This is a genomic window from Carboxylicivirga taeanensis (genome assembly GCF_051851475.1).
GTDB lineage: Bacteria > Bacteroidota > Bacteroidia > Bacteroidales > Marinilabiliaceae > Carboxylicivirga > Carboxylicivirga taeanensis.
Window position 1 is genome coordinate 343,450 of sequence record NZ_JBPUSJ010000001.1, and the last position, 24,325, is coordinate 367,774.

Sequence of the window (24,325 nt, forward strand, 5' to 3'; positions counted from 1 at the left end):
ACGCCCCCTGTTGTGCATATCACAATCAGGAGGCGCTCACTACTAACTACACCAATATTGTAAAAGCAAACAGCACCAGGCTATTTGCTGATAAATGCTATTTAACAATCATCTCATCGGAGAATAACCAAGCCTTTCCGCCTGCTGCCGGATGCCAGGCCGGACAAATACCTACGCTCTCTGCAACAATGCGCACGTAACGCGCTTTTACCGGATCAATGCTGGCCGGATACTCAACAATCTCATCCACATCGCTCTGGGTAACGCCCGGCTCAAATGTTGCCACTTTGGTAAACACCTTGCCAGTAGCCGACACCTCGTAGGTTACCTTTTTAGGACCAAACACCCACGACATTGGGGCATTCTTATAGCGTGAATTGATATAACTCACATCCGTTAACTCGCCCAGGTCGATGGTCAAATCCATGGGCTTTTCTTCAACACCTACTTCTACACCCAAAAAACCATTGGTTAAGCCATATTTACCGCCGCCATCGTACTGAGGTGCATAAGCATATTTCAACTCATACGGCTTGCCAAATGCTTTATGAAATATCAACTCTTTCTCAGATATATGAGTCGTTGTGCCATCCTCTTTAAACTGACAGGCCTTCACATGTGCATCCTGCGATAATACGAATGGCCCATTATAAACCTGGCTCTTCTGGGTAGGTTCTGTTCCATCTGTGGTATAATAAACCGGATTAGAACGCTCGGTCAGGAACTCCAGACGAGCAGACTGATTTTCGTAATCAGGCTCCACATCAATACGCACATGGTAGCTGATATCACCGGGTTTTACACCATACTTTTCGATAGAAGGAAGTGTATGCTGCACGCGTGAATAGAAATCATCCCACTCACGAATTTCAGGACTCCATGCTACTTCTGAGATAGCATATACACGCGGAAACAGGTTGTATTCGATGTGCTCAAACTTAGGCATGTATTCGCTCCACATATTAGCCTGCACACCAATCACATGCTTGCGTTTCTCAGGAGAAATGTCCGTTGGAATGGATGGGAAAGTATACACATCGCGCAACGTTCTAATTCCGGGATGACCAGGAGAGGTGCTCAGATGATTCTGGGTATGATTAAAGTAATAAGGAAACATCGGTGTCATAACCACATCATGACCAGCCTCTGCCGCTTTAACACCACCTGCCACACCACGCCATGACATAACGGCTGCACTCTGCGCCAAACCACCGTCTAAAATTTCGTCCCAACCAATTAAACGACGGTTGTGCTTATTCAGGAATTTTTCGATGCGGTGTACAAAATAGCTCTGTAACTCATGCTCATCATGCGCTTGCTCTTCTTTCATGCGGCGGCGACAATCCGGACAGGCCAACCAGGTATCTTTGGGTGTTTCATCACCTCCAATATGAATAAACTCACCAGGAAACAACTCCATGGTTTCGGCCAGTACATCTTCCAAAAACTGGAACGTTGACTCTTTACCAGCACAATAAACACCGGCTGACACGCCCGCCTGATCCCAGATCTCTAACTCGCCGGCATTGGAACAATAATATTGAGGATATGCGACAAGAGCAGCAGCAGAATGCCCCGGCAACTCTATCTCAGGCACAATTGTAATATGACGTTCTGAGGCATACGCTACTATCTCTCGTACATCTGCTTGTGTATAATAACCTCCATATGGTTCTGTATTGACTTCGTTCAAGCCCTTTTCCTGATTAGCTGTAAAGCCGACATTTTCACGCCAGGCGCCAACCTCTGTCAGCTTGGGGTATTTCTTAATCTCCAGACGCCAGCCTTGATCATCGACCAGGTGCCAGTGAAAAATATTCAACTTATTCATGGCCATGTAATCGAGAAATTGCTTGATTTCATCGACGCTAAAAAAATGACGCGATACATCGAAATGCATGCCTCGCCAGGCAAAACGAGGGTAATCAACAATATTTACCTGAGGGATAAGCACCTGGCCATCTTGCTGACTAAGCAGCTGACGTAAAGTTTGCAGGGCATACAGTAATCCGCCATTGTCGGCCGCCTCTATCAGCACTTGCTGCTTATCAACAGTTAAGCGGTATCCCTCCTTAGCTATTCCTGTATCTGCTTTTACCACACATTTAATAGTAGCCTGCTCTGACGACTGCAAGCTCAGTGCCTGTTCAACAGTCAATTGTTTATTCAACGTGCCCAATAAGGTGCCATCAACACCCGATATAGTCAATTGGTCTGGATCAAGCTTCAGCCAGGCTCCTGTATGTTCGACTTCCGCAGGGTAAGGAATTAGATTAAGTTGCACATCATCCTTGTTAGGTGCACATGCAAAAAGCACAAGTGCCATTAGAGCTGTTACCAGTTGCTTTATTCTCATAGCATTAGTTTTCAATAAATTTTTTTGGACCATCCCTGTGAGTAGTGTTTGGTCTAACCACCACTCATCTTGCAGACCCAATTAGTATTTACCAGTTATCAATTTCTTCTTTCAGTATCTGCCAATGTGCATCTTTCATCTCATATGGCGTAAACACACACACGCCCGAAGCACCTCCCTTTTTAGAAGCCTGAATAGCCAGCTGAAACTCTTCAGGGGTTGCAAAGGCAGGCATGTACAGGCCACTGTACAATGGTGCACGACCATCAAGTGCTTCAACACCTTCTTTACATGATTGCTGCACCCAATCTATTCCTTCGCGGTAAAAGCTATTGTAATTCATTGGATAATAGGCATCCAGGTTCCACTTATCCCATTCCTGACGTACCAGTTTTTTGGAGATAGTTGGCGTTGGAAATACAGCCGCGTTTATTTTATTTCCTTTGGCATGTACCGCTTTGGTGAGCTCATCAACCGTTTCGGTCACCATGTCGTAGCGAAACTGTCGCCAGCGCACATTATCGGGCGCTGCATCTGCAAAAGATGAAGCATCTTCACCTGTTTCCTTTTTATAGCGTTCTATACAATCGTCGCAATAGCAAAAATCAAACTCGGCATATTCCTTATCCATCACTAACCCGTACACATCCCAAAGATCGCGGGCCAATATCACATCTGAATGGCGAATATAATCGAGGTGCACGCCATCAATATTGGGTACTTCAGCCAAATCTTCCACCAACTTGGTTAAATGAGCTCTCACCTCGGGTTTTGTTGGACACAGCCATTTATAATAATCAACAAAAGGAGGATGCTCTGCAGTGGATTTGCCATCACGGCTTACCGTGTACCAATCGGGATGCTCTTCCAACAGTTCATTATTATAGCGTCGCAGAATTGTTTGCCAGGCGTGTAACTCCAATCCATGTTTATGCGCCAGTTCAACAGCTGCCGGATACTTCTCCAGGGCACATTGATACATCACCCCATCTATTCCTGTTTCCTTTAGTTTTATAAACATTTGCTCCAGCACAACATTATCTTCATCTTTCCCCTCGCCCATCCACACATAATGTTTAGCTGATGGAATTTCCTTTGGTGCCTGGCAGCCTGGTAATGCTGTTACAAGTGCTGCAACAATCAATACTGACAGCTTAATAAATTGCTTCATAATACTTCGATTTAGAGGTTTTATTCTCCAAGGTCAAGCTTTTATTTTAAAGTCCGAAATATAGGGAGCCATCTTGATACCAAATTGAAATCTTGTTACAGATAATTGAACAAATGTGCCGTATCTTTTTTTCTTTGATAGCATCACTGTGAATCAAACGAACATGCATAAAACAGAAAACACTGACATATTGATAGTTGGTCAGGGATTAGCCGGCACCTTACTTTCCTACCATTTATTCAGGCAAAATATTGCCCATCGGGTTATTGACATTCCAAAAGAAGGTAGTGCTTCGCGAGCGGCGGCAGGACTAATCAATCCCATTGTTGTGAAACGTGTTACAAAAACATGGCAGGCCGATCTTTTTCAGCCATATGCTCATCAGTTGTATAAAGAACTGGAAACGCTGCTCAACACCCGTTTTTATTATCCCCAGTCTATTAGTAAGCTTTACGGTAAAGAAGATGAACAATTTTGGCAGCACCGCTTGGATAAGGCGGCCCTGCACAATTACATATCGGTAAAAGCCCGTAAGGACTTACCAAACGGTATTCGTCAGCCATACGGCTATGGCACCATCCATCCCTGCGCACGCTTAGACATGGCCACGTTGCTCGACTCCTATCGAGAGTTTTTACACCAAAAGAATATGCTGATTGAGGCCGGGGTAGATGATGAAGACATTATTCTAACCGAAACCGACATTACCTGGAAGCACCTGCAAGCCCGGCGAATCATTTTTTGTCGAGGTAGCTATGATGCCAGTAGCCGCTTTTTTAAACACCTTAAGTGGAACAACACCAAAGGCGAATTGCTTGATGTAACCATACCCAATTTACAGCTCAAAAACATCCTGAGTAAAGGAATATTTGTGATGCCAATAGCAGATCAGCGCTTTAAAATTGGAGCTACCTACGCCCACCAATGGGAAAATCTGGCACCCAGTCCTGAAAAACGTGATGAGCTATTGACCAAATGGGCTGCAATTTCTGATTTACCGCTAACCATTACGCAGCCGCTTACCGGCATCCGACCAACCTTTGCTGACAGACGCCCACTGCTAACCTTTCTGAACGACCATCCACAAATTGGCATTTTTAACGGATTGGGCTCCCGTGGCGGCCTAATGGCACCTTATCTGGCAAAAGAAATGGCAGAAAAACTAAAATCTATTTGATAAAATACAAAACCAACCTGTTTAATATCCTCAATATAAGTATCTTTATTAGAGATATTGGAGTCCAGAAACCAAATAAACGGGGCGGTACCGAAAAGCCAAATGAGTAGGAAATAACTACACCTAATTATGAACACTAATTGTCCTAATGTTGAGAAATGCCCCATTTTTAAAGGCATTCTCAAAGATCGCAAGATGACAACAAAGTCTTACCAACAACTGTACTGTGTGGCAGGAGCAGAGAAATATTCAACCTGCAAGCGCTACGAAACAAAAGCCAAATATGGTGTTTGTCCACCTGATTTACTTCCCAATTCTACACTAACATTGGAGCAGATTGCCAGCAAGTACAATTTGCAACCCCACCCCTGATCGAGTGGATCTATTTCGACTAACAAAGTCAAATTACAATGAGAAGCAGGGAAGCAAAAACAATTGATATTCCCTCAAAAGGATACAAAAAAGAATACGCCAAGAGCGCAAGGGTCTGAATAATCAATCACTCATCCTTGCGTGCTTGGCGTAAAATCTTAATACATTTTTCGAAAAGCTAAGTTGTATGCCGTGCAATTAATGTTACACTGCTATTACTCAACACTCTCTTCAGGCCTGTCATCTGCCTTATCGCGCTTGCCGTTAAAAACAAAGTTAATACCCAAACGGGCATTCACATACTTCGCTGATGCCGGCTTAAACGCTGCATTTAAATTATCTGTAACCGCATAAACCTGAAAAGGCCCCAGGTTAAGCGCCATACCAGCCCCCAGATTGGCTGGGGCATTTTTCATATACGAATATGTGATGGCTCCGGATAGAATACGTCCAGCCTGCAAACCTGTGGCCAATGTTACTTGTGGCACCAGCTTGTCATCAACAAAGTAGTTTTTAGAAACCAACCCAAAGTTGAGCCATTCTTTAAACTGATAATCAGCCGACACATTGAAATTCCCCATTAATCCGGTTCGATAACTATCTGCATCATTGCTAAAACGGAACGTTTCCTCAAAATCATCTCCCAACTGCTCCAGGTAATCCGCATCGCCGGCATCACCAGTTAGCTCATCAGATACATTCACACCATCATAATCAAAAGTACCTTTGGTGAATAAGCGCGAGGTCCCTTCTTTCCAATTAATAAACCCTAAATCATTAATGGCAGCTCCCAGCATTAACTTATCTGTTAATTGATAGGTTGCACCAAGATCAAGACCAAAGCCTGTATTTTTAGTAGAGGTAAACAGCTCATCGGCATCATCACGGACCTCTAAATTATCCACATATCCTTCGGCATCGTAGGTGATATCCAATGGAATATTGGTGCGGAATGAGGCATCGGAAGTGATGCGCATATTTCCGTTTTGAAATGTTTCCATCTCCAGGGTGAAATACTCCGACTGCACATTGGCCACACCAATGAGGTACTTCACACGCACCCCAAGGGTCAGTTTGTCGTTGATGGACTTTGAAGCACCAAGTACTACCTCATGGTAATCCAAACCATTGACATAAATATCCGAAAAAGAGTGGTTAATGGGCTGACTCAAATCATAATCCCAGTTACCATAACGCAAGTTCATTAAGGAAGCAGGATAGTTCATACGGGCCTTCAGCCTGTGATTGATGTCGAAAGTAAAAAACCACTGCTTAACAGCAAACCCGAAGCCAAGTACCTGAAGAGATGCTTCGGTGGCAAACAGGTTATTATCCTGCATTTGGCCCGCGGCATAATCCAAATCCACAATTAAGGAATCGGCCTGCATTCCTGTTCCTTTTCGAATAATATCATTCCACGAAAAACCACTATTTGTTCCATTGAATTGCACACTTCCTAAGGCAGGCATAGCCAGGTACCATTTTTTTACCGGTCGAAAAGCAGCGTTAAGTTGTGTCGATTGCGGAATTCCCTTGGTGAACATCAGAGAGTTATCCTGAGCTATGGCAGTAAAGCCAAAAGCCAGCATTAAAATTACAATATATATCTGTTTCATTATCAAGCCTTATCGGGGTTAGTTATTATACTCTATCTTGCCACGAATACCCAATTGAATATCCAAGGCATTTTGTCGTTGAAACACAACAATCTGCCCCTCATCATATTGGGAGGTATTAAGGCGGATGCTTAACCTTAATTCTTCAGCCTTCTTCAGACTCTCAACCTGCGACTCCGTCAGAGTAATTTCAGTCGTACTTTCACTGGTTTCAATAACCAAACCCTCTCCATTCACCTTTGCCGGTTCCACCAGATTAATAGCCATGGTTTCAAGCACAGAAGCAGTTTGAGCATCATAAAAATCAATGGTAGCCGATGCCCCAATAGGCAGACCATTCAGCGAAGTAATTACCAGGGCTGCCTTCGTCAGATCATCGAGCAAGTCAATATCATCCAACTTAATAACCTCTTGCTCTAACTCCGCGTTGAGTTTGAGCTTAAGTGGCACTTCAAAGCCATACCCGATATAAATGCGATCCTGATCGGTCAGTTCCAGTTCATCAGTATATTGATTACCCGGATTCAGCGTCAGTATGCCAGCATACTTTAATTGCTCAGGGGTTTTAGACAGAAAGGAACTGATATTGGAGTTGTCATTTGTTAATATATGAGCCGAACGTTTTGATTGTTCTCCGGCCTGAACCCCTTCAATATCGAAAGGCTGCGAACTCAATGGCAAGATGCTACCATCCTGAACCTGACCACTTAGAATAGCTTCAATACGCCCATTAAACGGGGTGGCATTATCAACAATAACACTTAGCTGCGGCTCAGCAAACTCCACTTCACCGGGGATGTCGGCCAATACGTCAAAATCAAGTGCATAGGTACCTTCATTCATACTTACCTGATTCTCTGACATGGTCCCTCTCACATACTTGAGTGATAACTCATCGAGCGCTAAAGAAACAGTACCAATAGTACCTTCGGAAAAAGACCCTCCAGCTAGAGGTTTAACTGCAACTTCCGCTGCAATGGATGTACCTTCAATCAAAAAGCGATCGCCAGCAATTACCTGAGTAGCTGTTTGGTTACTATGCACCTCCATCTCTATTACCCGGCTTGTACCTCCGTTATTTGCGGTTGGTAATGTTATGGTCAGCAGTAAAGGTGCTGGTAAATCGACACCAGACACAGACACCTGATAGTCAAGCACCATTTCCCGCACTTCGGCATTGGGAATTGACATCTGAAACTCTACAGCCTGGGAAACTGAAGCCTGGGTGTTAAAAAGAATGTAGGGTACAGTTACACTTACATTATTTGCAGACAATCTGAAAAAATCATTAATCCCCACATACTCCAGCGAATCGGTTTCCTGGAAAAGAATAATGTTTTCTCCATCATACTTAACCATATCTGTCTGATCGGACAGAATATCCTCCATACTAACGCTGGCCTTTGCCAGTGGAATGGCAACAGCTGCATTCGTATTTACATCATCAACGATGAGGTCGGTATCGAACTCATCTCCAATACAGCCTGAAACCAGAATTACTGCTAACAAGCCGGTCAACATTTTTTTCATGCGCGTAAATTTATTTTCTTTAGTCACTACTTGTCGAGCTATTTCAGAATGAAACACTCAAATCATTTCTTGCATTCATCTGCTTATCCCCAACAAGTTATTTTATTAAAGGACGGGCAAACACCAATTTTAAAAGGTATCTGAGCACTTAAACTACCCCTGCCATTTATTCCTCCCAGTTTTTCAACATTACAGGTGGTAAACGCAATTGCTATTTGAATGTTTCGAAATCATTTTCTGTTTTTTGATGACAGTTAACGGGTTCAATATGCCCTGATTTGCTAAAGACTTAATCACAATTACTTACTATTTAACACTTAGCAACTGGAATGTCAACTATTTCCACTAAATCCTGGAAACTATTGATAAGCATACAAAAAAAGCCGGCTCCATCGGCCGGCTTCTCTCTTATATAGGCTATCAAAACTATTCAAACATGTTTCTCATGCGACTAAAAAAGCTTTCTCCACTTCCCTTTTTAGGATCAAAGCTTTCGGCTCCCTGAAGTTTCTCAATCAGCTTGCGTTCCTCTTTACCCAGTTCCTTAGGAATAAATACCTGCACATGAACCAGTAAATCGCCTTTACCATAACTGTTCACTTCTGGCAAACCTTTACCCCGTAAGCGTAAAATTTTGCCTGGTTGGGTACCTGGCTCTACTTTAACTTTTACAGCCCCGTCAACAGTAGGAATTTCAGCAGTTTTACCTAAGATGGCATCTGGAATACTTACATTCAGGCTATAAATCAGATTATTACCATCCCGCACCAATTCAGGATGTCTTTCTTCCTCAATAAGCACCAGTAAATCACCATTAATACCGCCACGACGTGCCGCGTTTCCTTTTCCAGAAACAGAAAGCTGCATTCCTTCTTCAACACCGGCTGGTATGTTCAAGCTGATGATTTCCTCATCGCGCATAATTCCCTCACCGGCACAATGATTACACTTATTTGTAATAATCTTTCCTTCGCCACCACAAGTCGGACAGGTAGACGAAGTTTGCATCTGTCCCAAGATGGTATTCGAGATACGCGTTACCTGACCGGTTCCATGGCACGTTGAACAGTTGCTGTAAGAAGAGCCATCCTGAGCACCGGAACCACTACAGTGGTTACATTCAACGTATTTCTTGACTTTGATTTTCTTTTCAGCTCCGTTGGCAATTTCCTTTAAGTTAAGTTTGACTTTTACTCGCAGATTGGAGCCCTTATTGACTCTCCGGCCACCTCGGGATCCACCGCCGAAACCGCCGAAACCACCAAAGCCACCACCAAAAATATCTCCAAAATGTGAGAAGATATCATCCATGGACATACCGCCACCAAAGCCACCACCTGCAGCTCCTCCAACACCAGCATGACCATATTGATCATAGCGCTGTCGCTTTTCATCGTTAGAAAGCACCTCATAAGCTTCTGCTGCTTCTTTAAACTTTTCTTCAGCAGCTTTATCGCCCTGGTTTTTATCCGGGTGATATTTGATCGCTTTTTTTCGGTATGCTTTTTTTATTTCTTCTTTAGAAGCACCTTTTGATACTTCAAGTACTTCATAGTAATCTCTTTTCGACATAGTTCAGCTTATTTATTCGCCTACAACAACTTTTGAAAAACGCACCACCTTATCGTGTAAGGTATATCCTTTTTCTATGCAGTCGATAACTTTTCCTTTCATCTCTTCCTTTGGCGCCGGAATTTTTGTCACTGCCTCGTGCAGGTCGGTATTGAAATCTTTGTCTTTCGCCTCAATTTCTTTCATACCTTGCTGTCCCAAAAAGTCATTAAACTTTGTGTAAATCAGTTTAATACCTTCTTTCAAGCCATCCATATCCTTCGCTTCATCCAAATGCGTCAGCGCCCGATCAAAATCATCAATAACCGGCAACAGAGCTAACAGTATGCTCTCACCGGCCGTTTTTGTCAACTCCATCTTTTCCTTAAGTGTTCTTCGACGGTAGTTGTCATACTCAGCACTCAATCGCAGGTATTTATCATTCATTTCATTGAGTTTATTAGCCAATGCTGTTTCTCCTTCTGGCTGAGCTGTCTCTTCAGTCTCTCCTTGCGGTTCCACCTGCTCTTCACCGTCAAGCTGCACTTCCTTCTCTACGGTTATTTCATTGAGCTCTTCAGCCGCCTGCGTATCCATCGCCTTTTCTTTAGCTTTCTCCTTTTTTGATGACTTATTATCCATTATATTTTAGTTTTTTATTATCAACATCAAACCGGCCGAGTATATCTCGGCCAGCCGCCTGCAAATTTACAATTATTCTGCCAAGAAGCTGAATAATGGACAAATTGACAGAATATCCTTCATCCATTCATTTTCAAGGCGTTTATATATGACAAAAGGCACACTCTTTATACAAAGAATATGCCTTTTTGCCACAGTTGTAAAATTCTATTTAAGCAATTGCTGCAAAGTACTTTTTAAAGATGTCCCCCGAATGTTTTTGGCGATAATGATGCCATTTTTATCGACTAAAAAATTTGTAGGAATCCCATTTACACGATATAATGCTGCTGCCCGGCTTCGCCAGCCTGATAAGTCGCTCACATGATAAGACCATTCCAGCTTATCTTCTTTAATGGCTTGTTTCCAAGCAGCTTGGTTTTTATCCAAAGACACACTGTAAATTGTGAAGCCCTTACCAATATTAAAGTCCTTATCCTTAAACAGCTTATAGGCCTCCACCAAAACCGGGTTTTCTCTGCGACAAGGTCCACACCAGCTGGCCCAAAAATCGATGAGCACTACCTGTCCGCGCAGATCCTGCAAATCAACGACCTTACCTTGCGGATTACGCATTTTCAGATTAGGAGCCTCATTACCAATGTTTAAACCTATTTCCTGGCCACTAACTGATACCGACAGCAATAACATAACAAGCCCTATCCAGGCAGGATATCCTTTAATCTGTGTCATAAATGTTTGGGGAAATAATTAAATCGCTGAAAGAAAGGCTAGCGATTTTTCAATCTGTGAATACTTGACGTCTTTATTAACTATACGTCCCTCACCGTCAATAAGAATATTAACCGGCTGATTGATGTTATACATCGTGCTAATGCTACTGTTGATTCCCTCGTAATCGCAAATATGCAGAAAGTCCGAGGTTTCATCTTGCTCAATGGCAAGGTGCAGTGGTGCTTTAAAGCGGTCTAGCGAAATACTTACTACCACAAATTCTTCGCCTTTATAAAAGCGCTCTTGCTTATACGTTTCGTATAAACTATTCAGGTAGTAATTATTCATGCGAGACTGCGCATCGTATGACGCCCAAAAGTTTAGGAGAACCATTTTTCCTTCCAGGTTTTCCAAATTAAAAGGCGTACCATCGATGAGCGTAGCTTGAAAAGCGGGGGCTTTATTGCCTGCTTCCAAACCAACTAAAGGTTCCTGATTGTCAATCATAAATGACAAAAAGGACATGCCCACAGTCACAGTAGCTAATATTAATTTTAGCTGCTTCATGATACATTAATTGAAATTAATCTTCGGTGTAAAGTTTCAGAAAAATAAATGAGGTATTTATTCTTTTTAGATAAACATGCGGTATTCTGTGATAAGTGTCTGAATTCTGAGTGCAAAATTAGGGTTTGCCCTATATTCTTGCAACCGTTTATGGCCTTGTAATTGTTAAATCTATTTTTATATTAAGCAATGAAGCTCCATAATAAACTAATAATCAAATACTTGAAAAATAGAGCCACAAAAAATAGCCTTAAAAATCATCCTGCAAAGGACTCTTTTCAAGGCTAAAATAATTTAACGATTGTTAATTATATCTAAACTCGCTTAATGCGTGCTCCCAATTTCTGAAGGCGACCATCAATGTTCTGATAACCACGATCAATCTGTTCAATATTTTGAATGGTGCTTTTTCCTTGAGCAGACAAAGCAGCGATTAGCAGCGCAACACCTGCTCTAATATCGGGCGAAGTTAGGTTAGCTCCTCTCAAGGCATTCTCCTTATTCAAGCCGATAACGGTGGCGCGATGCGGATCACATAAAATAATGCGCGCACCCATATCAATGAGCTTATCAACAAAGAACAAGCGACTTTCGAACATTTTTTGATGGATGAGTACACTGCCACGTGCCTGAGTTGCAACTACCAAAAATACACTTAGTAAATCGGGTGTAAGTCCGGGCCAGGGCGCATCTGCAATGGTCATAATAGAGCCATCAATAAAGGTATCGATCTCATAATGCTCTTGTGTAGGAATGTAAATATCGTCTCCAACCACCTGCAGGTTAATTCCCATTCGTTTGAACATCATAGGAATAATCCCCAACTGATCGACTGCTACATTTTTAATCGTTATTTCAGAGCTGGTCATCGCAGCCATACCAATAAAACTTCCGATTTCAATCATGTCGGGCAGAATGGTATGCTCACATCCTGTCAGTTCTGAAACACCTTCAATTTCCAACAGGTTGGACCCAACTCCTGAGATTTTGGCCCCCATGCTATTTAGCATTTTTGAAAGTTGCTGCAAATAGGGTTCGCAGGCCGCATTATAGATGGTCGTTTTTCCGGGCGTTAAGACAGCCGCCATCAAAATATTAGCGGTTCCCGTAACTGAGGCTTCATCGAGCAACATATAAGTACCCTTCATGTGGGTGGCCTCAACGGTATAAAAGATATCCTCGGCATCGAAATTAAATTGAGCACCCAGCTTTTCAAAACCAATAAAATGGGTATCCAGTCGCCTTCTGCCAATTTTATCGCCCCCGGGCTTTGGAAAATAGGCTTTTCCATACCGAGCTAAAAGTGGCCCCATAATCATGATTGATCCACGTAAAGATGAAGCTCTTCGTTTGAAATCTTTGGTTTGAAGAAATTCCAAATTAACATCAGCCGCCGTAAATTCACATGTATTCCGGTCAATGCGATTAATAACCACACCCATTTCTGCCAATAGATCGATCAGATTATTAACATCAACAATGTCAGGAATATTGTTAATTGTAACTTTCTCGGGGGTTAGTAAAACTGCGCAAATAACCTGTAACGCTTCATTTTTTGCACCTTGTGGTGTAATCTCTCCTTTCAGACGGTATCCGCCCTCAATTTCAAAACAATTCATTATGTCAAGGTCTAAAAGATAACTAGCTACTTTTTCCGGGGTTTGGGCTGTGGTCTTTTCTTTCCGCGAGTGCGGTTTTGCTGCTGCTCTTTAAACTCAGCCAGCTTGGTTCCTTCAGGAATGGTTAGTTTACCTTTTGATAGGCGCTGAAGATCATCGAAAACACGATCGTCAGTCACCGAATCTTTGTGCCAAATAAACAGTGATTTTTTCATATGATTGGCAATCATCACCATCAAGTGTTCTCTTTCGGTTTCATCCTCTAAAAGAATTGCCTGCTCAATCATCTTCTCCACTAGTTCACCGTAATGCTTGTAGGAGATTTTACTGTTTTTATAGGGAATTTTATCAGGCCGCTTGGTCAGTGCTTCCTTTTCCAACAACTCGTATGGGTAGTCGATATCCAACTTAAAATCAGCCATTATAGCCAAGTGATCCCATAGCTTATGTTTAAAATCATTAACATCGCGTAAATGCGGGAACATATTCCCCATGATGCCAATGATCGTTTTGGCGCATTTGGTTCTCTCTTCTCGATCCTCAATGGTTACCGCATGGTTAACCATTTTCTGAATATGACGGCCATATTCGGGCAGAATCAAATTTTTACGATTAGAATTGTAATCCATTAATAGGTATTAAAATCTTAACTAGTTTACATCCTTCAAACGGCGGTTGTTTTTCGGAACTGTCTTTTTATAATTACTTTCGGAGTAGTGTTACCTTGTTGTTTATTAGCGCAGTAACTGAATGCCACAAAACTAAGTCAAAATTTTTAGTTTGGCAAATTTGAGTAGTAATTGTTTCTGCCCTGCATTAATGAACTTAACAGTTGCTTTCATATTTGGAGCAACGCCCTCAATACTAATCACCTCGCCTTGACCAAAACGTTCATGTTCAACCCGGGAGCCTACCTGTAAACCGTTTGTATTAGAAGCCTGGAATGCGATTTTGGGTTTATCGGCTGCTGACCCGCCAGTATAATTCATACGGATACGCGGCTTAACTGTTGATGATGACGAGTTAGCCAATGGTTTTCTGAAGGCTGGTTGTGGGCGTTCGTTGCCAGCAAAATCCTCTGGGTTAATATCCAGAAATGACTGATCGATGTCGCCAATAAAGCGGCTTGGCCGGCTATAGGTTAATTCGCCATATTTATAGCGCGACCTTGCAAATGAAATGGTCGCATTTTGTTCGGCCCGCGTGATAGCCACATAAAACAGGCGTCGTTCTTCTTCTAGACTCTTCTCACTATCGGTGGATTGTGTGGCCGGGAACAGCCCCTCCTCGACTCCAACAATGTAGACGTTTTTAAACTCCAACCCCTTGGCCGAATGAATTGTCATCAGTGTGACTTTATCAATATCGTCTGTCTTTTCATTATCCTGATCAGTCAGTAGTGCTACATCTTCCAGGAAATTGACTAGTTGCGCCGGTTCTCCTTCCTCCTGTTTACTCTCGGTAAAATCCTTGATACCATTCAATAACTCATCAATATTGTCGATACGCCCTTGTCCTTCAATGGACTTGTCATTATGCAAATCTTTCATCATTCCACTGGCCGATGCAATTTCAGCAGCCAGCTCATAGGCAGACAAGTTTTCGAGCTGCGCCTTAAACTGTGCGATGAGCGCCACGAAAGATGCCAGTTTCTTTTGTGTCCCGGCATTAATGCCTAACTGTCCTATATTGGGATTGATTAAAATATTCCACAGGCTCTGATCACTGGCGTCGGCTGCGGCCGTTAGTCTATCCATAGTGGTTTTACCAATGCCACGTGCCGGATAATTGATGACTCGCTTCAGTGCCTCCTGATCGGATGGGTTGATTGTGAGTCTGAAATAAGCCAATAAATCTTTGACCTCCTTGCGCTGATAAAAGGATAGGCCACCATAAATCTTATAAGGAAAGTTCTTCTTCCGCAGGGCCTCCTCAAAAACCCTCGACTGTGCATTGGTGCGATACAGTATGGCAAAATCTTTGAAGTCGCACCGTTCTTTCATGCGCTTTTCGAAGATGTCGTTGGTAATCAAAAACCCCTCTTCAATATCAGAATAAGCTTTCAGCACCTTTACTCGCTGGCCTTCATCGTTGGCCGAAAATACGTTTTTTTGTATCTGCCCCCTGTTTTTAGCGATGATGCTATTGGCTGCATTCACAATATTTTGGGACGAGCGATAGTTTTGCTCCAGTTTGAAAAGTTTATAGCCGGGATAGTCATTCCTGAAATTGAGGATATTTTCGATTTTAGCACCCCTGAAACTATAAATGCTCTGAGCATCGTCGCCCACCACACATATATTGTTATGCCTCTCGGCCAGTCGCTTAATAATGAGGTATTGTGAGTAATTCGTATCCTGATACTCATCGACCATCACATAATCAAACTGCTCCTGGTATTTTTTCAGCACATCCGGAAAATCTCTAAACAGAATATTCGTGTTCAATAATAAATCATCAAAATCCATCGCGCCTGATTTATAGCACTCTTTCATGTATTGTGCATAAATCTCATAAATCATAGGCATTTGAGAGGCTTTATCGTGAGCTGTTCGATTAACATCGCGGGCATACACAACCGGCGTCACCAAATCATTTTTAGCAGCCGAAATGCGAGATAGCACACTGCCTGGCTTGTAGGCCTTCTCATTCAGTTTCATTCGCTTTACAATACTCTTTATCAGGTTTTTTGAGTCCTGAGTATCGTAAATGGTGAAGGTAGACGGATAGCCCAGGTGCTTGGATTCGTAACGCAAGATACGCGCAAAAATTGAATGGAAAGTTCCCATCCACAAGCTTCCAGCCATGCCTTGTCCAACCACCGCACCAATACGCTCTTTCATTTCTTTAGCAGCCTTGTTGGTAAAGGTGAGTGCCAATACCCGATAGGGCTTAACACCTTGCTGCAAAAGATGAGCAATGCGAAAAGTCAACACACGTGTCTTACCAGAACCTGCTCCTGCTATCACCAGCGAAGGGCCCTCCGTTTCAACCACGGCACTTCGTTGGGCGTCATTTAATCCCTCTAAATAATCCTGCACTATACTCTGATTTATAATTGACCAACTAATATGCAAAAATAGAAGTTCATTTCAATAGAACGAATTCGAAAGGTAATAATCTTATCCTTTTTATCGTTAGAAGATTTATTATAGCTTTGAAAAGACAAAAGTTTGTTAGTTGTTAGACAGTAGTCCGTCAACTGTATATTGAGAATAAACACATTAAAACATGCAATCAATATATTTAGTCGCTAGTCGCACACTCCTTTTTCTATTGGTTTTTTTTGTAGGAGCACCCCTTTATGCACAAATCACTTCCAATGCGTTTTACACCGAACCTACACAATACGGTGACGGTGACACCGAAGATCCTGTGTTTTTTTACACCAACATCAATTCGGCTGTTTTAACGGCTCCATCATATAGTGAAAATTACGATTTTTTCTGGTACAGCTATTCTACTTCAACTGGCAGCTTCAGCACCGAAGTGCATACCGAACTTAATAACTCCACCTCATCTATCTCCAACATAGTTGAAAATGGGTACATGGTTAGCATCCGTAATGGCGCTGAAGTTGTGGATGAGTTCTACTGCTGGAACTTTGTCCCGGCCGCTCAGCTTGATTCCATTGGCACCCCGTTTGCTTCCTGCGATAACCTCCGACTGACAGCTTATACAAAAAACAAAACATTAACCTACTATAAACACAAAAGTGACCACACTCCTTTAACGGTTGATTATGGCTTTGAATGGTATTCATCACCAGCTGGTCCAATCAATAATGAAACAGACTTTACCTCGCTTATACAAGCCCCCACTGAGGACACGGAATACTCTGTTGCTGTAGGTGGCAAGTTTGCTGCTGGCATGCAAGTGGCTGAAGCCACTTTAGCCTACCAGGCCATAGCTGTTGAAGCCAAATTTACCTTTGAAACCGAAGGCACCGCCGACAACGAGGCCACCGAAGGATCAGCCCCACTCGTTGTGCGTTTCACCGATGAATCAGCCGGAAAAGTCAGCGACTGGGAGTGGACCTTTGGTGATGCCGGTAAAGATTTTGTAGCCAACCCTATTTTCACATTCCAAAAATATGCGGAAAACGGCTATCCGGTAGTACTGATTGTCAGAAATACTGAATCGGAATGCGAAAGCGAAACTGCCCCCGAGGTTTTTACGGTTAATGAGATGGTTGTTAGCGCTCCCAATGCTTTTACTCCGTTTAGCTCACCAGAGCAAAACGATGAATTCAGGGTGTTTTATCGCTCCGTTAAGAAGTTTACAATGCTAATTTATAACCGCTGGGGCCGAAAAGTGTATCAATCAAGCAATCCTGATGCAGGTTGGGATGGACGCATTGGCAGCCGAAAGGCCGAGCCAGGGGTTTACTTCTACAAGATTGAGGCGGAAGGCTTTAATCCTAAAGAAAAAGTCAATCTGGATGGCGTGGTTCACTTAATCATCAACTAAGCGTACCCTAAGTCTCAATCGAAATTCATTACTAATTAGAGCATAAAAAAGGAGGGTAGCCCCTCCTTTTCCTATTTAGTCTTCTTTGTCCTCTTCTTCGAAAGCTTTAATCAGATCAGCCTGAATTTCAGGCGGCACTTTGTCATATTGAGCAAACGACATGGTATAAAAAGCTCGGCCTCCGGTAATACTACTCAACGATGTGGAGTATTTATTCATCTCCTTCAGCGGCACCTTGGCTTTGATAACCTCGAAGCCTTTTTCACTCGACATGCCTTCAATCATTGCACGGCGTCCCTGCAAATCACTCATCACATCGCCCATGCGGTCACTTGGCACTTTAACTTCTACATTGTAGATAGGCTCCAAAATTTTAGGCGCCGCATTTTTAAAGGCCTGGCTAAATGCATGTCGACCAGCCAGCTTAAATGAAATCTCATTGGAGTCTACCTGGTGCATCTTGCCATCATACACCCACACTCTGATATCGCGAGCATAAGAGCCGGTTAAAGGTCCTTCTTCCATCTTCTCCATAATCCCTTTGAGGATGGCCGGCATAAAGCGCGCATCAATGGCTCCACCAACAATACAGTTGTTGTATACAAGCTTACCTCCCCAAGGCAGTTTAAGCTCTTCAGTACCTTTCACATTCAATTTAATCTCCTGTCCATCCAGCTTCATCGAACCAGGTGTTGGCATATCCTCGTAATAAGGTTCAATAATCATGTGCACTTCGCCAAATTGACCGGAGCCGCCTGATTGTTTTTTATGACGATAGTCTGCTCGCGCTACTTTTGTAATGGTTTCACGATAAGGAATGCGAGGCTTGAGAAACTCCACCTCAATTTTATCATTGTTCTCAATGCGCCATTTCATGGTGTTCAGGTGGAACTCTCCCATTCCATACACAATAATTTGCTTCAACTCTTTTGAGTATTCAATACTAAGCGTCGGGTCCTCCTCGTGCATGCGCTGCAATACTTCACCTAGTTTTTCCTCATCGCTTTCATTAACGGCCTTGATGGCTGTTCGGTATTTTGGATTTGGATACTTGATAGCTTCGAAAATATAATCGGTCCCTTTGGTATTCAGGGTATGGTTGGTATGTGTTTCTTTCAGCTTGACGGTCACCCCAATATCGCCAGCAACCAGTTTTTCTACTTTATGTCGATTATTTCCGGCCACACAATAAAGCTGAGCAATTCGCTCTTTAGCATTCCGGTTAGCATTAATTAAATCCATGCCTTCCTGCACCTGACCAGACATTACCTTAAAATAAGATACTTCTCCCAAGTGAGGTTCGATACTCGTTTTGAAAACAAACAGTGAAGTCGGGCCATTAACATCGTAAGGCACTTCTGTGCCATCATTAGTAACTGGCACAGGCATATCCGACACATTTGGCACCACATTACCTAAAAACTCCATTAGGCGGCGACCTCCCATATCTTTCTTAGCCGACACACAAAATACAGGAAACATATCTCTTGCAATTAAGCCCTTGCGAATACCCTGCCGCATTTGATCTTCGTTCAAAGTCCCTTCTTCGAAATACAACTCCATCAACGATTCATCGTTTTCAGCAGCTGCCTCCACCAATGTATTATGCAATTCGTCTGCCTTCTCTTTTTGATCAGCAGGAATATCTAAAATTTGTGGCTCACCTCCATCGGCTCCCCACTGATACATTTTCATCTTCAACACATCAACAACCGCATTAAAGTCGGGCCCCAGATTAACCGGATATTGAACAATGACCACTTTTTTTCCGAACACTTCTTTAGACTGGTCGATGGTTTGCTCAAAATTAGCTTTTTCATGGTCCAGCTGATTCACCACGAAAATGACGGGTTTTTGATGCTCTTCGGTATACCTGAAAAGATTTTCGGTCCCCACCTCAACGCCTTGAGTGGCGTTTAGTAGCATTAAAGCAGTATCTGTTACATTTAGTGAGGTAATTGCGCCTCCAATAAAATCATCAGAGCCAGGACAATCCAGAATATTGAACTTGCGCCCCAGGTACTCGGTAAACAAAACCGACGAAAAAACCGAGTAGCCATATTCATGCTCCACTCGGTGATAATCTGAAACTGTGTTATTACTCTCAACGTCGCCACGACGTTTAATGACCCCGCCTTCGAAAAGCATAGCTTCAGCCAGGGTGGTTTTACCCGAGCCGCTACCACCGAGTAGCGCCAGGTTTTTTATTTGATCAGCTTGGTAAACTTTCATAAAGCTTAATTTAAGAGTTTATAAAATATTTAGGTAAAATATGGGTATCCGTAAAATTAGTAATATTTAAATAAGATGCAAGTCAATTGCGTGCAAACTAGCGCCCTGCGTAACACAATCGCCCACTGTTTTTAAAGGGATTTTATGATGTCTTTATCTTCTTCCTGATGCAGCTCTGTCGGACTCCATTCAACTTGGTTGAATTTGCGAGTTAATATCCGTAATTTGAGTCATTCATTTAATCCTCGCACAATGGTACTAGAAGGAGATGTTCAAAAGCTAAAAATGATCATTGAAGAAGATGACAAAGTCTATCAGCGACCTTTGTATGAGGCCATTGTGTTTGCCGCCAAAAAGTATAAAATGGCAGGTATCACAGTCACAAAAGGTATTATGTCGTATGGCCCCAACAGCTTGATAAACAACAGCAAAGTCTTCACAATCAGCGATAACATCCCCATCATAATCGAACTAATTGATCGCACGGAGCGCATCAACAGTTTCTCGGAGATAGCCACGAAACTAATTGAAAAAGCCAACTGTGGTGCAATCATTTATACAGAAAATGTAGAGGTGATATTATATAGAAGCAGCAGTAAGTAAGTCATCACCCAGCTTTTATTGAGTTCCTGCAACTACAGAAACGGTTCCTATCCCATCTTGCGCACCCACCTGAAAGTAAAGTTTGGTCATGACTTGATTCGTACTTATATTTGGCGCGAATTTCAACAGACGCTATGATTAAGAAGAGCATTTCCATTATCTTATTTCTTATTTGGTTTTCCGGCACTACCTTTTGTCAAAAAGTTCCACCTCAGCAACCTAAACTGGTGGTATGCATACTGGTTGACCAATTAAGTACCGAGCAAATTGTGGCCTTTAAAGACCAGTTTGCAGACAATGGCTTCAACCGCCTGATTAATGGTGGTGCCTTTTACCGGAATGCCTCTTATGAGTCGGCCTCCAACTATTATGGCTCCAATCTGGCTACCCTTTCAACGGGCTGCTATCCTTCTACACATGGTATTGTTTCGGACTGGTGGTACGATCGTGTCCGAAACAAAGAAGTTAATGCCATTTATGGTGATATCGGCCACAAAAAGCAGGGAACACTATCCCCATCAGCCAACAAGCTATTGACCTCAACCATTACCGACGAACTGAAATGGATGAATAACGGGGCATCCCGGGTTTCAGTCATTGGCATCAATCCCAATTACCTGGTGTGGAACGGAGGCCATTCACCCGATCACATCTATCAGATCGACAGCAACACGGGTCAATTTATATCCATACATCCAGGCGACGACGCCAGCAGCGCTCTGCCAGAGTGGGTGGATGATTTTAATAACAAAAAGTTACTGGACACATACAGCAACAGGGAGTGGGGCCCTCTGAAAAACCTGAACCAATACCATCAAATGAAGTTCTTCAAAGAACAAAGAGCCCATTCCAGTTCATTTCTATACTCACTTTCGAAGCAGGAAGGAAAAGGCGCCTACCTGCCCGTTATTCATTCGCCGTTTGGCAATAAGTTAATCCGCGACTTTGCTATCTCGCAAATTATTAACGAGGGCTATGGGAAAGGTCCTGTAACCGATGTTATCACGCTTCATTTTACAGCCAGAGCGGTGCATGGAAGAAATGACGGAGCCTTTGATGCCGAAACTCAGGATATGCTGCTGCGCCTCGATTTGGAAATAGCGGATATCCTCAAAAGTATAGACCAGGAAGTTGGCCTCGAAAACACCCTGGTAACGCTAAGTTCGGTTTCTACACCTGTCCGTTCTAAGGAGGAAGTAGAAAATCATGGTCTGCCAACCGGTGTCTTTAATGGACAAAAGGCAGCATCTTTGGCGAACCTGTTTTTAATGGCCAAATATGGACAAGGCAAATGGGTAATGACCTATAATGACGGTCAGCTGTTTCTGAATCATGAATTAATTAAAGAAAGAAAAATTGCGCTGGAAACCATTAAAAAAGAAGCAGCTCAATTTATCAGCGACATGGAAGGCGTTGCCTATGCGGTTCCAATCAGCGAATTGCAGTATTCAGCCGCTGATATTGCATCTCTGCAAGGTTTAAAACTCAACTATCACCCGGGACGCTCAGGAGATATTGCTATTAAGACAAATCCGGGCTGGTACGAAGAGCTCAGGGATGGTCGATTAATCGCGAGAAACTGGAATGGCAGCTATCATCCCCTGATAATATATGGTTGGAAAATTAATCCGCAGGATGTGTATCAATCTATTTCGATGACACGCTTTGCTCCAACCATTTGTTCATTTTTGCAAATACCGTTCCCTAATGGTTGCGAAGGGGAACCGCTCCCCAACCTTATTTATTAAATTGATTTAGGGTGGTTCGAAACTCATTCAAGAGGGACAAATCTTGCTCAAGCACATTGCCAATTACAACAATATCGGCCCCTGCCTGAAAAGCCAGGTGTAGATCGTCTGGAGTGCGGATGCCACCTCCCACCATAAGTGGCACATCAATGGCTTCACGCACCGCCTCAATCATTTTTTTCGCCACAGGACGCCGGGCCCCGCTGCCTGCGTCCATATATATCAACTTCATCCCCAAATAGGCACCTGCCAAAGCTGTAGCTACAGCAATATCATATTTATCGGAAGGAATGGCCTGCGTTTGACTGATGTACTGCACCGAAGTGTTCGAACCACCATCGATAAGCATATACCCCGTTGAAATGGCCTCAATATTATTGGCCTTTATATGCGGGGCTGCTGCCACATGATGACTGATTAAAAACTCAGGATTACGGCCGGATATTAATGACAAAAACAGCATGGCATCCACCTCCCTGCATATCTGAACAGAAGAGCCTGGGTAGAGCACTACAGGCTGACTGATGTGCTGCTTTAACTCTTTTACAAAGGCACTTGTATCCACACTGATCAAACTCCCTCCAACCAGAATCAGATCGGGCTTTGATGATTGTAACACACTTTTCAATTCTGCGATGGAATCAAAAGAAAATTTATCCGGATCTATTAAAAAAGCCAGCTGCTTACGCCCGGCTTTATAGATCTTATTTATTTGTTCGTAAACCATTTTCTAAGGTATTAACAGTAAACCAGCGTATAATCCTGATTAATAAAATAGGCTAACTCCAGTTGACTAACTTCTTGCTGAGTGATGAAGTCACACATTAACGTTCCTCTATCCCTCAATAGAAACGGATGCACCTTGAACTGCTCTTTAAAAATGACCCCATAAACGTTAAAGTACTTGTAAAGTGTTTCTTTGGCCGACCAAAGCAGCGTGAGGCATTGCCTCTTATCTGTTAATTCGTTCAGGTAAGGCTGCTCTTCAGCATGCACGAAACGATTGGCCACCTTCTCGACCCTGGGCAAACAAACCTCAATATCCAGAGCTGTGGGCACATCAGACACACTCACGGCGGCAAAACCATCGGTGTGAGAGATGCTGATATGAGCTGTCCCATTAATTAATTCAGGCTTGCCATTATCCCCGTAAATAAGTTCGGGATAATACCCTAGCAGATTTTTGAGTAACAAGCGGGATGCCAACCACTCCTTCTGTCGTTTCTCCAAGCGAAACTTATCAACTACCGGTCGATCGTTATCAGAAAGAAGCAATGCAGAGGCGAGCTGCTCCACACTTTCTTCAATTTGCCATACGGCCACTTTTCGACTCGGACTGATATCTATAACTTGACACAGCGGCATGGGCAATTAATTATTCCAACGGATGGTTTCCATAATTCGCACTACATCTTTCTCCACAAAGTTAATAACCGGTGCCAGGCTATCCTGATTAGGTTTGGCATTGAAATACAAAGAGCCACGTATAAAGTGATTTAAACTATCGGTGGCAAAAAACTGCAATGGGGAAGCAGCATTTCCTTTAATCTCATACAGAATGCCAGTTACCTGTTTGGAGGCATCGTAGAATATCCGCTCATTAATAGCATCTGCCTTGATGGTATGTTTATAAACCAGCTTACGACTATCTTCCATTAGCATATTAAAGTTATCCTGAATCGGCTTATAGCTAACATGAATCTGTCCGTTAAACTCAGGAAATATGATATTTAACCAGTACGCTTCAGCATTTTTACTCGTATCGGGCACAACCTTTGCATAATTCGGATATTCAAACTGATAAGGGTATAGCTTTTCAAGTGGCTGGTAGCTTTTTTCGGGTAAATCAATTCTGAAATAGCCCCTGGGCTTTGGTGTACTTTTTTGCTGACACGCACTCCCTATTCCAATTACCACCACTACAAACCATGCGAGCCGTATTATCTTTCTTGCCATA

The 24,325-nt window shown here is 42.8% G+C and carries 20 protein-coding genes; 5 read left to right on the forward strand and 15 right to left on the reverse strand.

Going from position 1 to position 24,325, the window contains the following annotated elements; translation table 11 throughout:
• Positions 1-97 precede the first annotated feature (97 nt).
• A complete protein-coding gene (locus tag ACSX1H_RS01540) occupies positions 98-2,356 on the reverse strand; it encodes a glycoside hydrolase family 20 protein (RefSeq protein WP_439181768.1) in 2,259 nt (752 codons plus the stop codon).
• A gap of 88 nt (positions 2,357-2,444) precedes the next feature.
• Positions 2,445-3,527 carry a family 10 glycosylhydrolase gene (locus ACSX1H_RS01545; RefSeq protein ID WP_439181769.1) on the reverse strand — a complete coding sequence of 361 codons (1,083 nt, stop codon included), beginning with the start codon at positions 3,525-3,527 and terminating at the stop codon, positions 2,445-2,447.
• A gap of 163 nt (positions 3,528-3,690) precedes the next feature.
• Here ACSX1H_RS01545 and ACSX1H_RS01550 point away from each other — a divergent pair, with 163 nt between their 5' ends.
• Positions 3,691-4,704, forward strand: coding sequence for an NAD(P)/FAD-dependent oxidoreductase (locus ACSX1H_RS01550; protein ID WP_439181770.1), 1,014 nt, complete (start codon positions 3,691-3,693; stop codon positions 4,702-4,704).
• A gap of 129 nt (positions 4,705-4,833) precedes the next feature.
• The gene (locus ACSX1H_RS01555; RefSeq protein WP_439181771.1) at positions 4,834-5,076 is read left to right on the forward strand and encodes a hypothetical protein; all 243 of its coding nucleotides are present in this window, start codon (positions 4,834-4,836) and stop codon (positions 5,074-5,076) included.
• Positions 5,077-5,291: 215 nt separating this feature from the next.
• On the opposite strand, the gene ACSX1H_RS01560 is transcribed toward ACSX1H_RS01555, so the two are convergent.
• The 9 genes from ACSX1H_RS01560 to ACSX1H_RS01600 form a co-directional block, all read right to left on the reverse strand.
• Complete coding sequence (locus tag ACSX1H_RS01560) at positions 5,292-6,692, reverse strand: DUF5723 family protein (RefSeq protein WP_439181772.1); 1,401 nt, start codon at positions 6,690-6,692, stop codon at positions 5,292-5,294.
• An 18-nt stretch (positions 6,693-6,710) separates the two neighbouring features.
• The gene (locus ACSX1H_RS01565) at positions 6,711-8,222 is read right to left on the reverse strand and encodes a hypothetical protein (RefSeq protein WP_439181773.1); all 1,512 of its coding nucleotides are present in this window, start codon (positions 8,220-8,222) and stop codon (positions 6,711-6,713) included.
• A 426-nt stretch (positions 8,223-8,648) separates the two neighbouring features.
• Positions 8,649-9,794, reverse strand: a complete 1,146-nt coding sequence (dnaJ, locus tag ACSX1H_RS01570) for a molecular chaperone DnaJ (RefSeq protein WP_439181774.1) — start codon at positions 9,792-9,794, stop codon at positions 8,649-8,651.
• A gap of 12 nt (positions 9,795-9,806) precedes the next feature.
• The gene (locus ACSX1H_RS01575) at positions 9,807-10,415 is read right to left on the reverse strand and encodes a nucleotide exchange factor GrpE (protein WP_439181775.1); all 609 of its coding nucleotides are present in this window, start codon (positions 10,413-10,415) and stop codon (positions 9,807-9,809) included.
• Between the two features lie 207 nt (positions 10,416-10,622).
• On the reverse strand, positions 10,623-11,147 hold the full coding sequence (locus tag ACSX1H_RS01580) for a TlpA family protein disulfide reductase (RefSeq protein ID WP_439181776.1): 525 nt from the start codon (positions 11,145-11,147) through the stop codon (positions 10,623-10,625).
• Between the two features lie 18 nt (positions 11,148-11,165).
• Positions 11,166-11,696 (reverse strand): TlpA family protein disulfide reductase, encoded by a 531-nt coding sequence (locus ACSX1H_RS01585; RefSeq protein ID WP_439181778.1) that lies wholly within the window; start codon positions 11,694-11,696, stop codon positions 11,166-11,168.
• Positions 11,697-12,010: 314 nt separating this feature from the next.
• Entirely contained in the window at positions 12,011-13,315 is a 1,305-nt protein-coding gene (murA, locus tag ACSX1H_RS01590; protein WP_439181780.1) for a UDP-N-acetylglucosamine 1-carboxyvinyltransferase, read from the reverse strand.
• Between the two features lie 26 nt (positions 13,316-13,341).
• Positions 13,342-13,944 carry a DUF4290 domain-containing protein gene (locus ACSX1H_RS01595; RefSeq protein WP_439181781.1) on the reverse strand — a complete coding sequence of 201 codons (603 nt, stop codon included), beginning with the start codon at positions 13,942-13,944 and terminating at the stop codon, positions 13,342-13,344.
• Between the two features lie 132 nt (positions 13,945-14,076).
• Complete coding sequence (locus ACSX1H_RS01600; protein WP_439181783.1) at positions 14,077-16,356, reverse strand: ATP-dependent helicase; 2,280 nt, start codon at positions 16,354-16,356, stop codon at positions 14,077-14,079.
• Positions 16,357-16,546: 190 nt separating this feature from the next.
• Between ACSX1H_RS01600 and ACSX1H_RS01605 the strand changes: the two genes are divergently transcribed.
• Complete coding sequence (locus ACSX1H_RS01605) at positions 16,547-17,785, forward strand: T9SS type B sorting domain-containing protein (RefSeq protein WP_439181784.1); 1,239 nt, start codon at positions 16,547-16,549, stop codon at positions 17,783-17,785.
• Between the two features lie 75 nt (positions 17,786-17,860).
• Here the strand turns inward: ACSX1H_RS01605 and fusA2 are convergent, their stop codons facing one another.
• Complete coding sequence (gene fusA2, locus ACSX1H_RS01610) at positions 17,861-20,017, reverse strand: elongation factor G2 (RefSeq protein ID WP_439181785.1); 2,157 nt, start codon at positions 20,015-20,017, stop codon at positions 17,861-17,863.
• A 252-nt stretch (positions 20,018-20,269) separates the two neighbouring features.
• On the opposite strand from fusA2, the gene ACSX1H_RS01615 reads away from it, so the two are divergent.
• Together ACSX1H_RS01615 and ACSX1H_RS01620 are read left to right on the forward strand one after the other, a co-directional pair.
• Positions 20,270-20,620 carry a DUF190 domain-containing protein gene (locus tag ACSX1H_RS01615; protein ID WP_439181786.1) on the forward strand — a complete coding sequence of 117 codons (351 nt, stop codon included), beginning with the start codon at positions 20,270-20,272 and terminating at the stop codon, positions 20,618-20,620.
• A 134-nt stretch (positions 20,621-20,754) separates the two neighbouring features.
• Positions 20,755-22,368: an alkaline phosphatase family protein gene (locus tag ACSX1H_RS01620; protein ID WP_439181787.1), complete on the forward strand. Its 1,614-nt coding sequence runs from the start codon at positions 20,755-20,757 to the stop codon at positions 22,366-22,368.
• On the opposite strand, the gene ACSX1H_RS01625 is transcribed toward ACSX1H_RS01620, so the two are convergent.
• The 3 genes from ACSX1H_RS01625 to gldD are packed head-to-tail and all read right to left on the reverse strand — an operon-like array spanning position 22,358 to position 24,324.
• Positions 22,358-23,095, reverse strand: a complete 738-nt coding sequence (locus ACSX1H_RS01625) for a phosphoglycerol geranylgeranyltransferase (RefSeq protein WP_439181789.1) — start codon at positions 23,093-23,095, stop codon at positions 22,358-22,360. The genes ACSX1H_RS01620 and ACSX1H_RS01625 overlap by 11 nt on opposite strands.
• A gap of 11 nt (positions 23,096-23,106) precedes the next feature.
• Complete coding sequence (locus ACSX1H_RS01630) at positions 23,107-23,733, reverse strand: 4'-phosphopantetheinyl transferase superfamily protein (protein ID WP_439181790.1); 627 nt, start codon at positions 23,731-23,733, stop codon at positions 23,107-23,109.
• A 6-nt stretch (positions 23,734-23,739) separates the two neighbouring features.
• Positions 23,740-24,324 (reverse strand): gliding motility lipoprotein GldD, encoded by a 585-nt coding sequence (gldD, locus tag ACSX1H_RS01635; protein WP_439181792.1) that lies wholly within the window; start codon positions 24,322-24,324, stop codon positions 23,740-23,742.
• Position 24,325 lies beyond the last annotated feature (1 nt).

Excerpts from the sequence above, each read along its gene's own strand:
- ACSX1H_RS01540 (WP_439181768.1), bottom strand. The coding sequence starts at position 2,356 with ATGAGAATAAAGCAACTGGTAACAGCTCTAATGGCACTTGTGCTTTTT.
- ACSX1H_RS01545 (WP_439181769.1), bottom strand. The coding sequence starts at position 3,527 with ATGAAGCAATTTATTAAGCTGTCAGTATTGATTGTTGCAGCACTTGTA.
- ACSX1H_RS01550 (WP_439181770.1), top strand. The coding sequence starts at position 3,691 with ATGCATAAAACAGAAAACACTGACATATTGATAGTTGGTCAGGGATTA.
- ACSX1H_RS01555 (WP_439181771.1), top strand. The coding sequence starts at position 4,834 with ATGAACACTAATTGTCCTAATGTTGAGAAATGCCCCATTTTTAAAGGC.
- ACSX1H_RS01560 (WP_439181772.1), bottom strand. The coding sequence starts at position 6,692 with ATGAAACAGATATATATTGTAATTTTAATGCTGGCTTTTGGCTTTACT.
- ACSX1H_RS01565 (WP_439181773.1), bottom strand. The coding sequence starts at position 8,222 with ATGAAAAAAATGTTGACCGGCTTGTTAGCAGTAATTCTGGTTTCAGGC.
- dnaJ (WP_439181774.1), bottom strand. The coding sequence starts at position 9,794 with ATGTCGAAAAGAGATTACTATGAAGTACTTGAAGTATCAAAAGGTGCT.
- ACSX1H_RS01575 (WP_439181775.1), bottom strand. The coding sequence starts at position 10,415 with ATGGATAATAAGTCATCAAAAAAGGAGAAAGCTAAAGAAAAGGCGATG.
- ACSX1H_RS01580 (WP_439181776.1), bottom strand. The coding sequence starts at position 11,147 with ATGACACAGATTAAAGGATATCCTGCCTGGATAGGGCTTGTTATGTTA.
- ACSX1H_RS01585 (WP_439181778.1), bottom strand. The coding sequence starts at position 11,696 with ATGAAGCAGCTAAAATTAATATTAGCTACTGTGACTGTGGGCATGTCC.
- murA (WP_439181780.1), bottom strand. The coding sequence starts at position 13,315 with ATGAATTGTTTTGAAATTGAGGGCGGATACCGTCTGAAAGGAGAGATT.
- ACSX1H_RS01595 (WP_439181781.1), bottom strand. The coding sequence starts at position 13,944 with ATGGATTACAATTCTAATCGTAAAAATTTGATTCTGCCCGAATATGGC.
- ACSX1H_RS01605 (WP_439181784.1), top strand. The coding sequence starts at position 16,547 with ATGCAATCAATATATTTAGTCGCTAGTCGCACACTCCTTTTTCTATTG.
- fusA2 (WP_439181785.1), bottom strand. The coding sequence starts at position 20,017 with ATGAAAGTTTACCAAGCTGATCAAATAAAAAACCTGGCGCTACTCGGT.
- ACSX1H_RS01615 (WP_439181786.1), top strand. The coding sequence starts at position 20,270 with ATGGTACTAGAAGGAGATGTTCAAAAGCTAAAAATGATCATTGAAGAA.
- ACSX1H_RS01620 (WP_439181787.1), top strand. The coding sequence starts at position 20,755 with ATGATTAAGAAGAGCATTTCCATTATCTTATTTCTTATTTGGTTTTCC.
- ACSX1H_RS01625 (WP_439181789.1), bottom strand. The coding sequence starts at position 23,095 with ATGGTTTACGAACAAATAAATAAGATCTATAAAGCCGGGCGTAAGCAG.
- ACSX1H_RS01630 (WP_439181790.1), bottom strand. The coding sequence starts at position 23,733 with ATGCCGCTGTGTCAAGTTATAGATATCAGTCCGAGTCGAAAAGTGGCC.
- gldD (WP_439181792.1), bottom strand. The coding sequence starts at position 24,324 with ATGGCAAGAAAGATAATACGGCTCGCATGGTTTGTAGTGGTGGTAATT.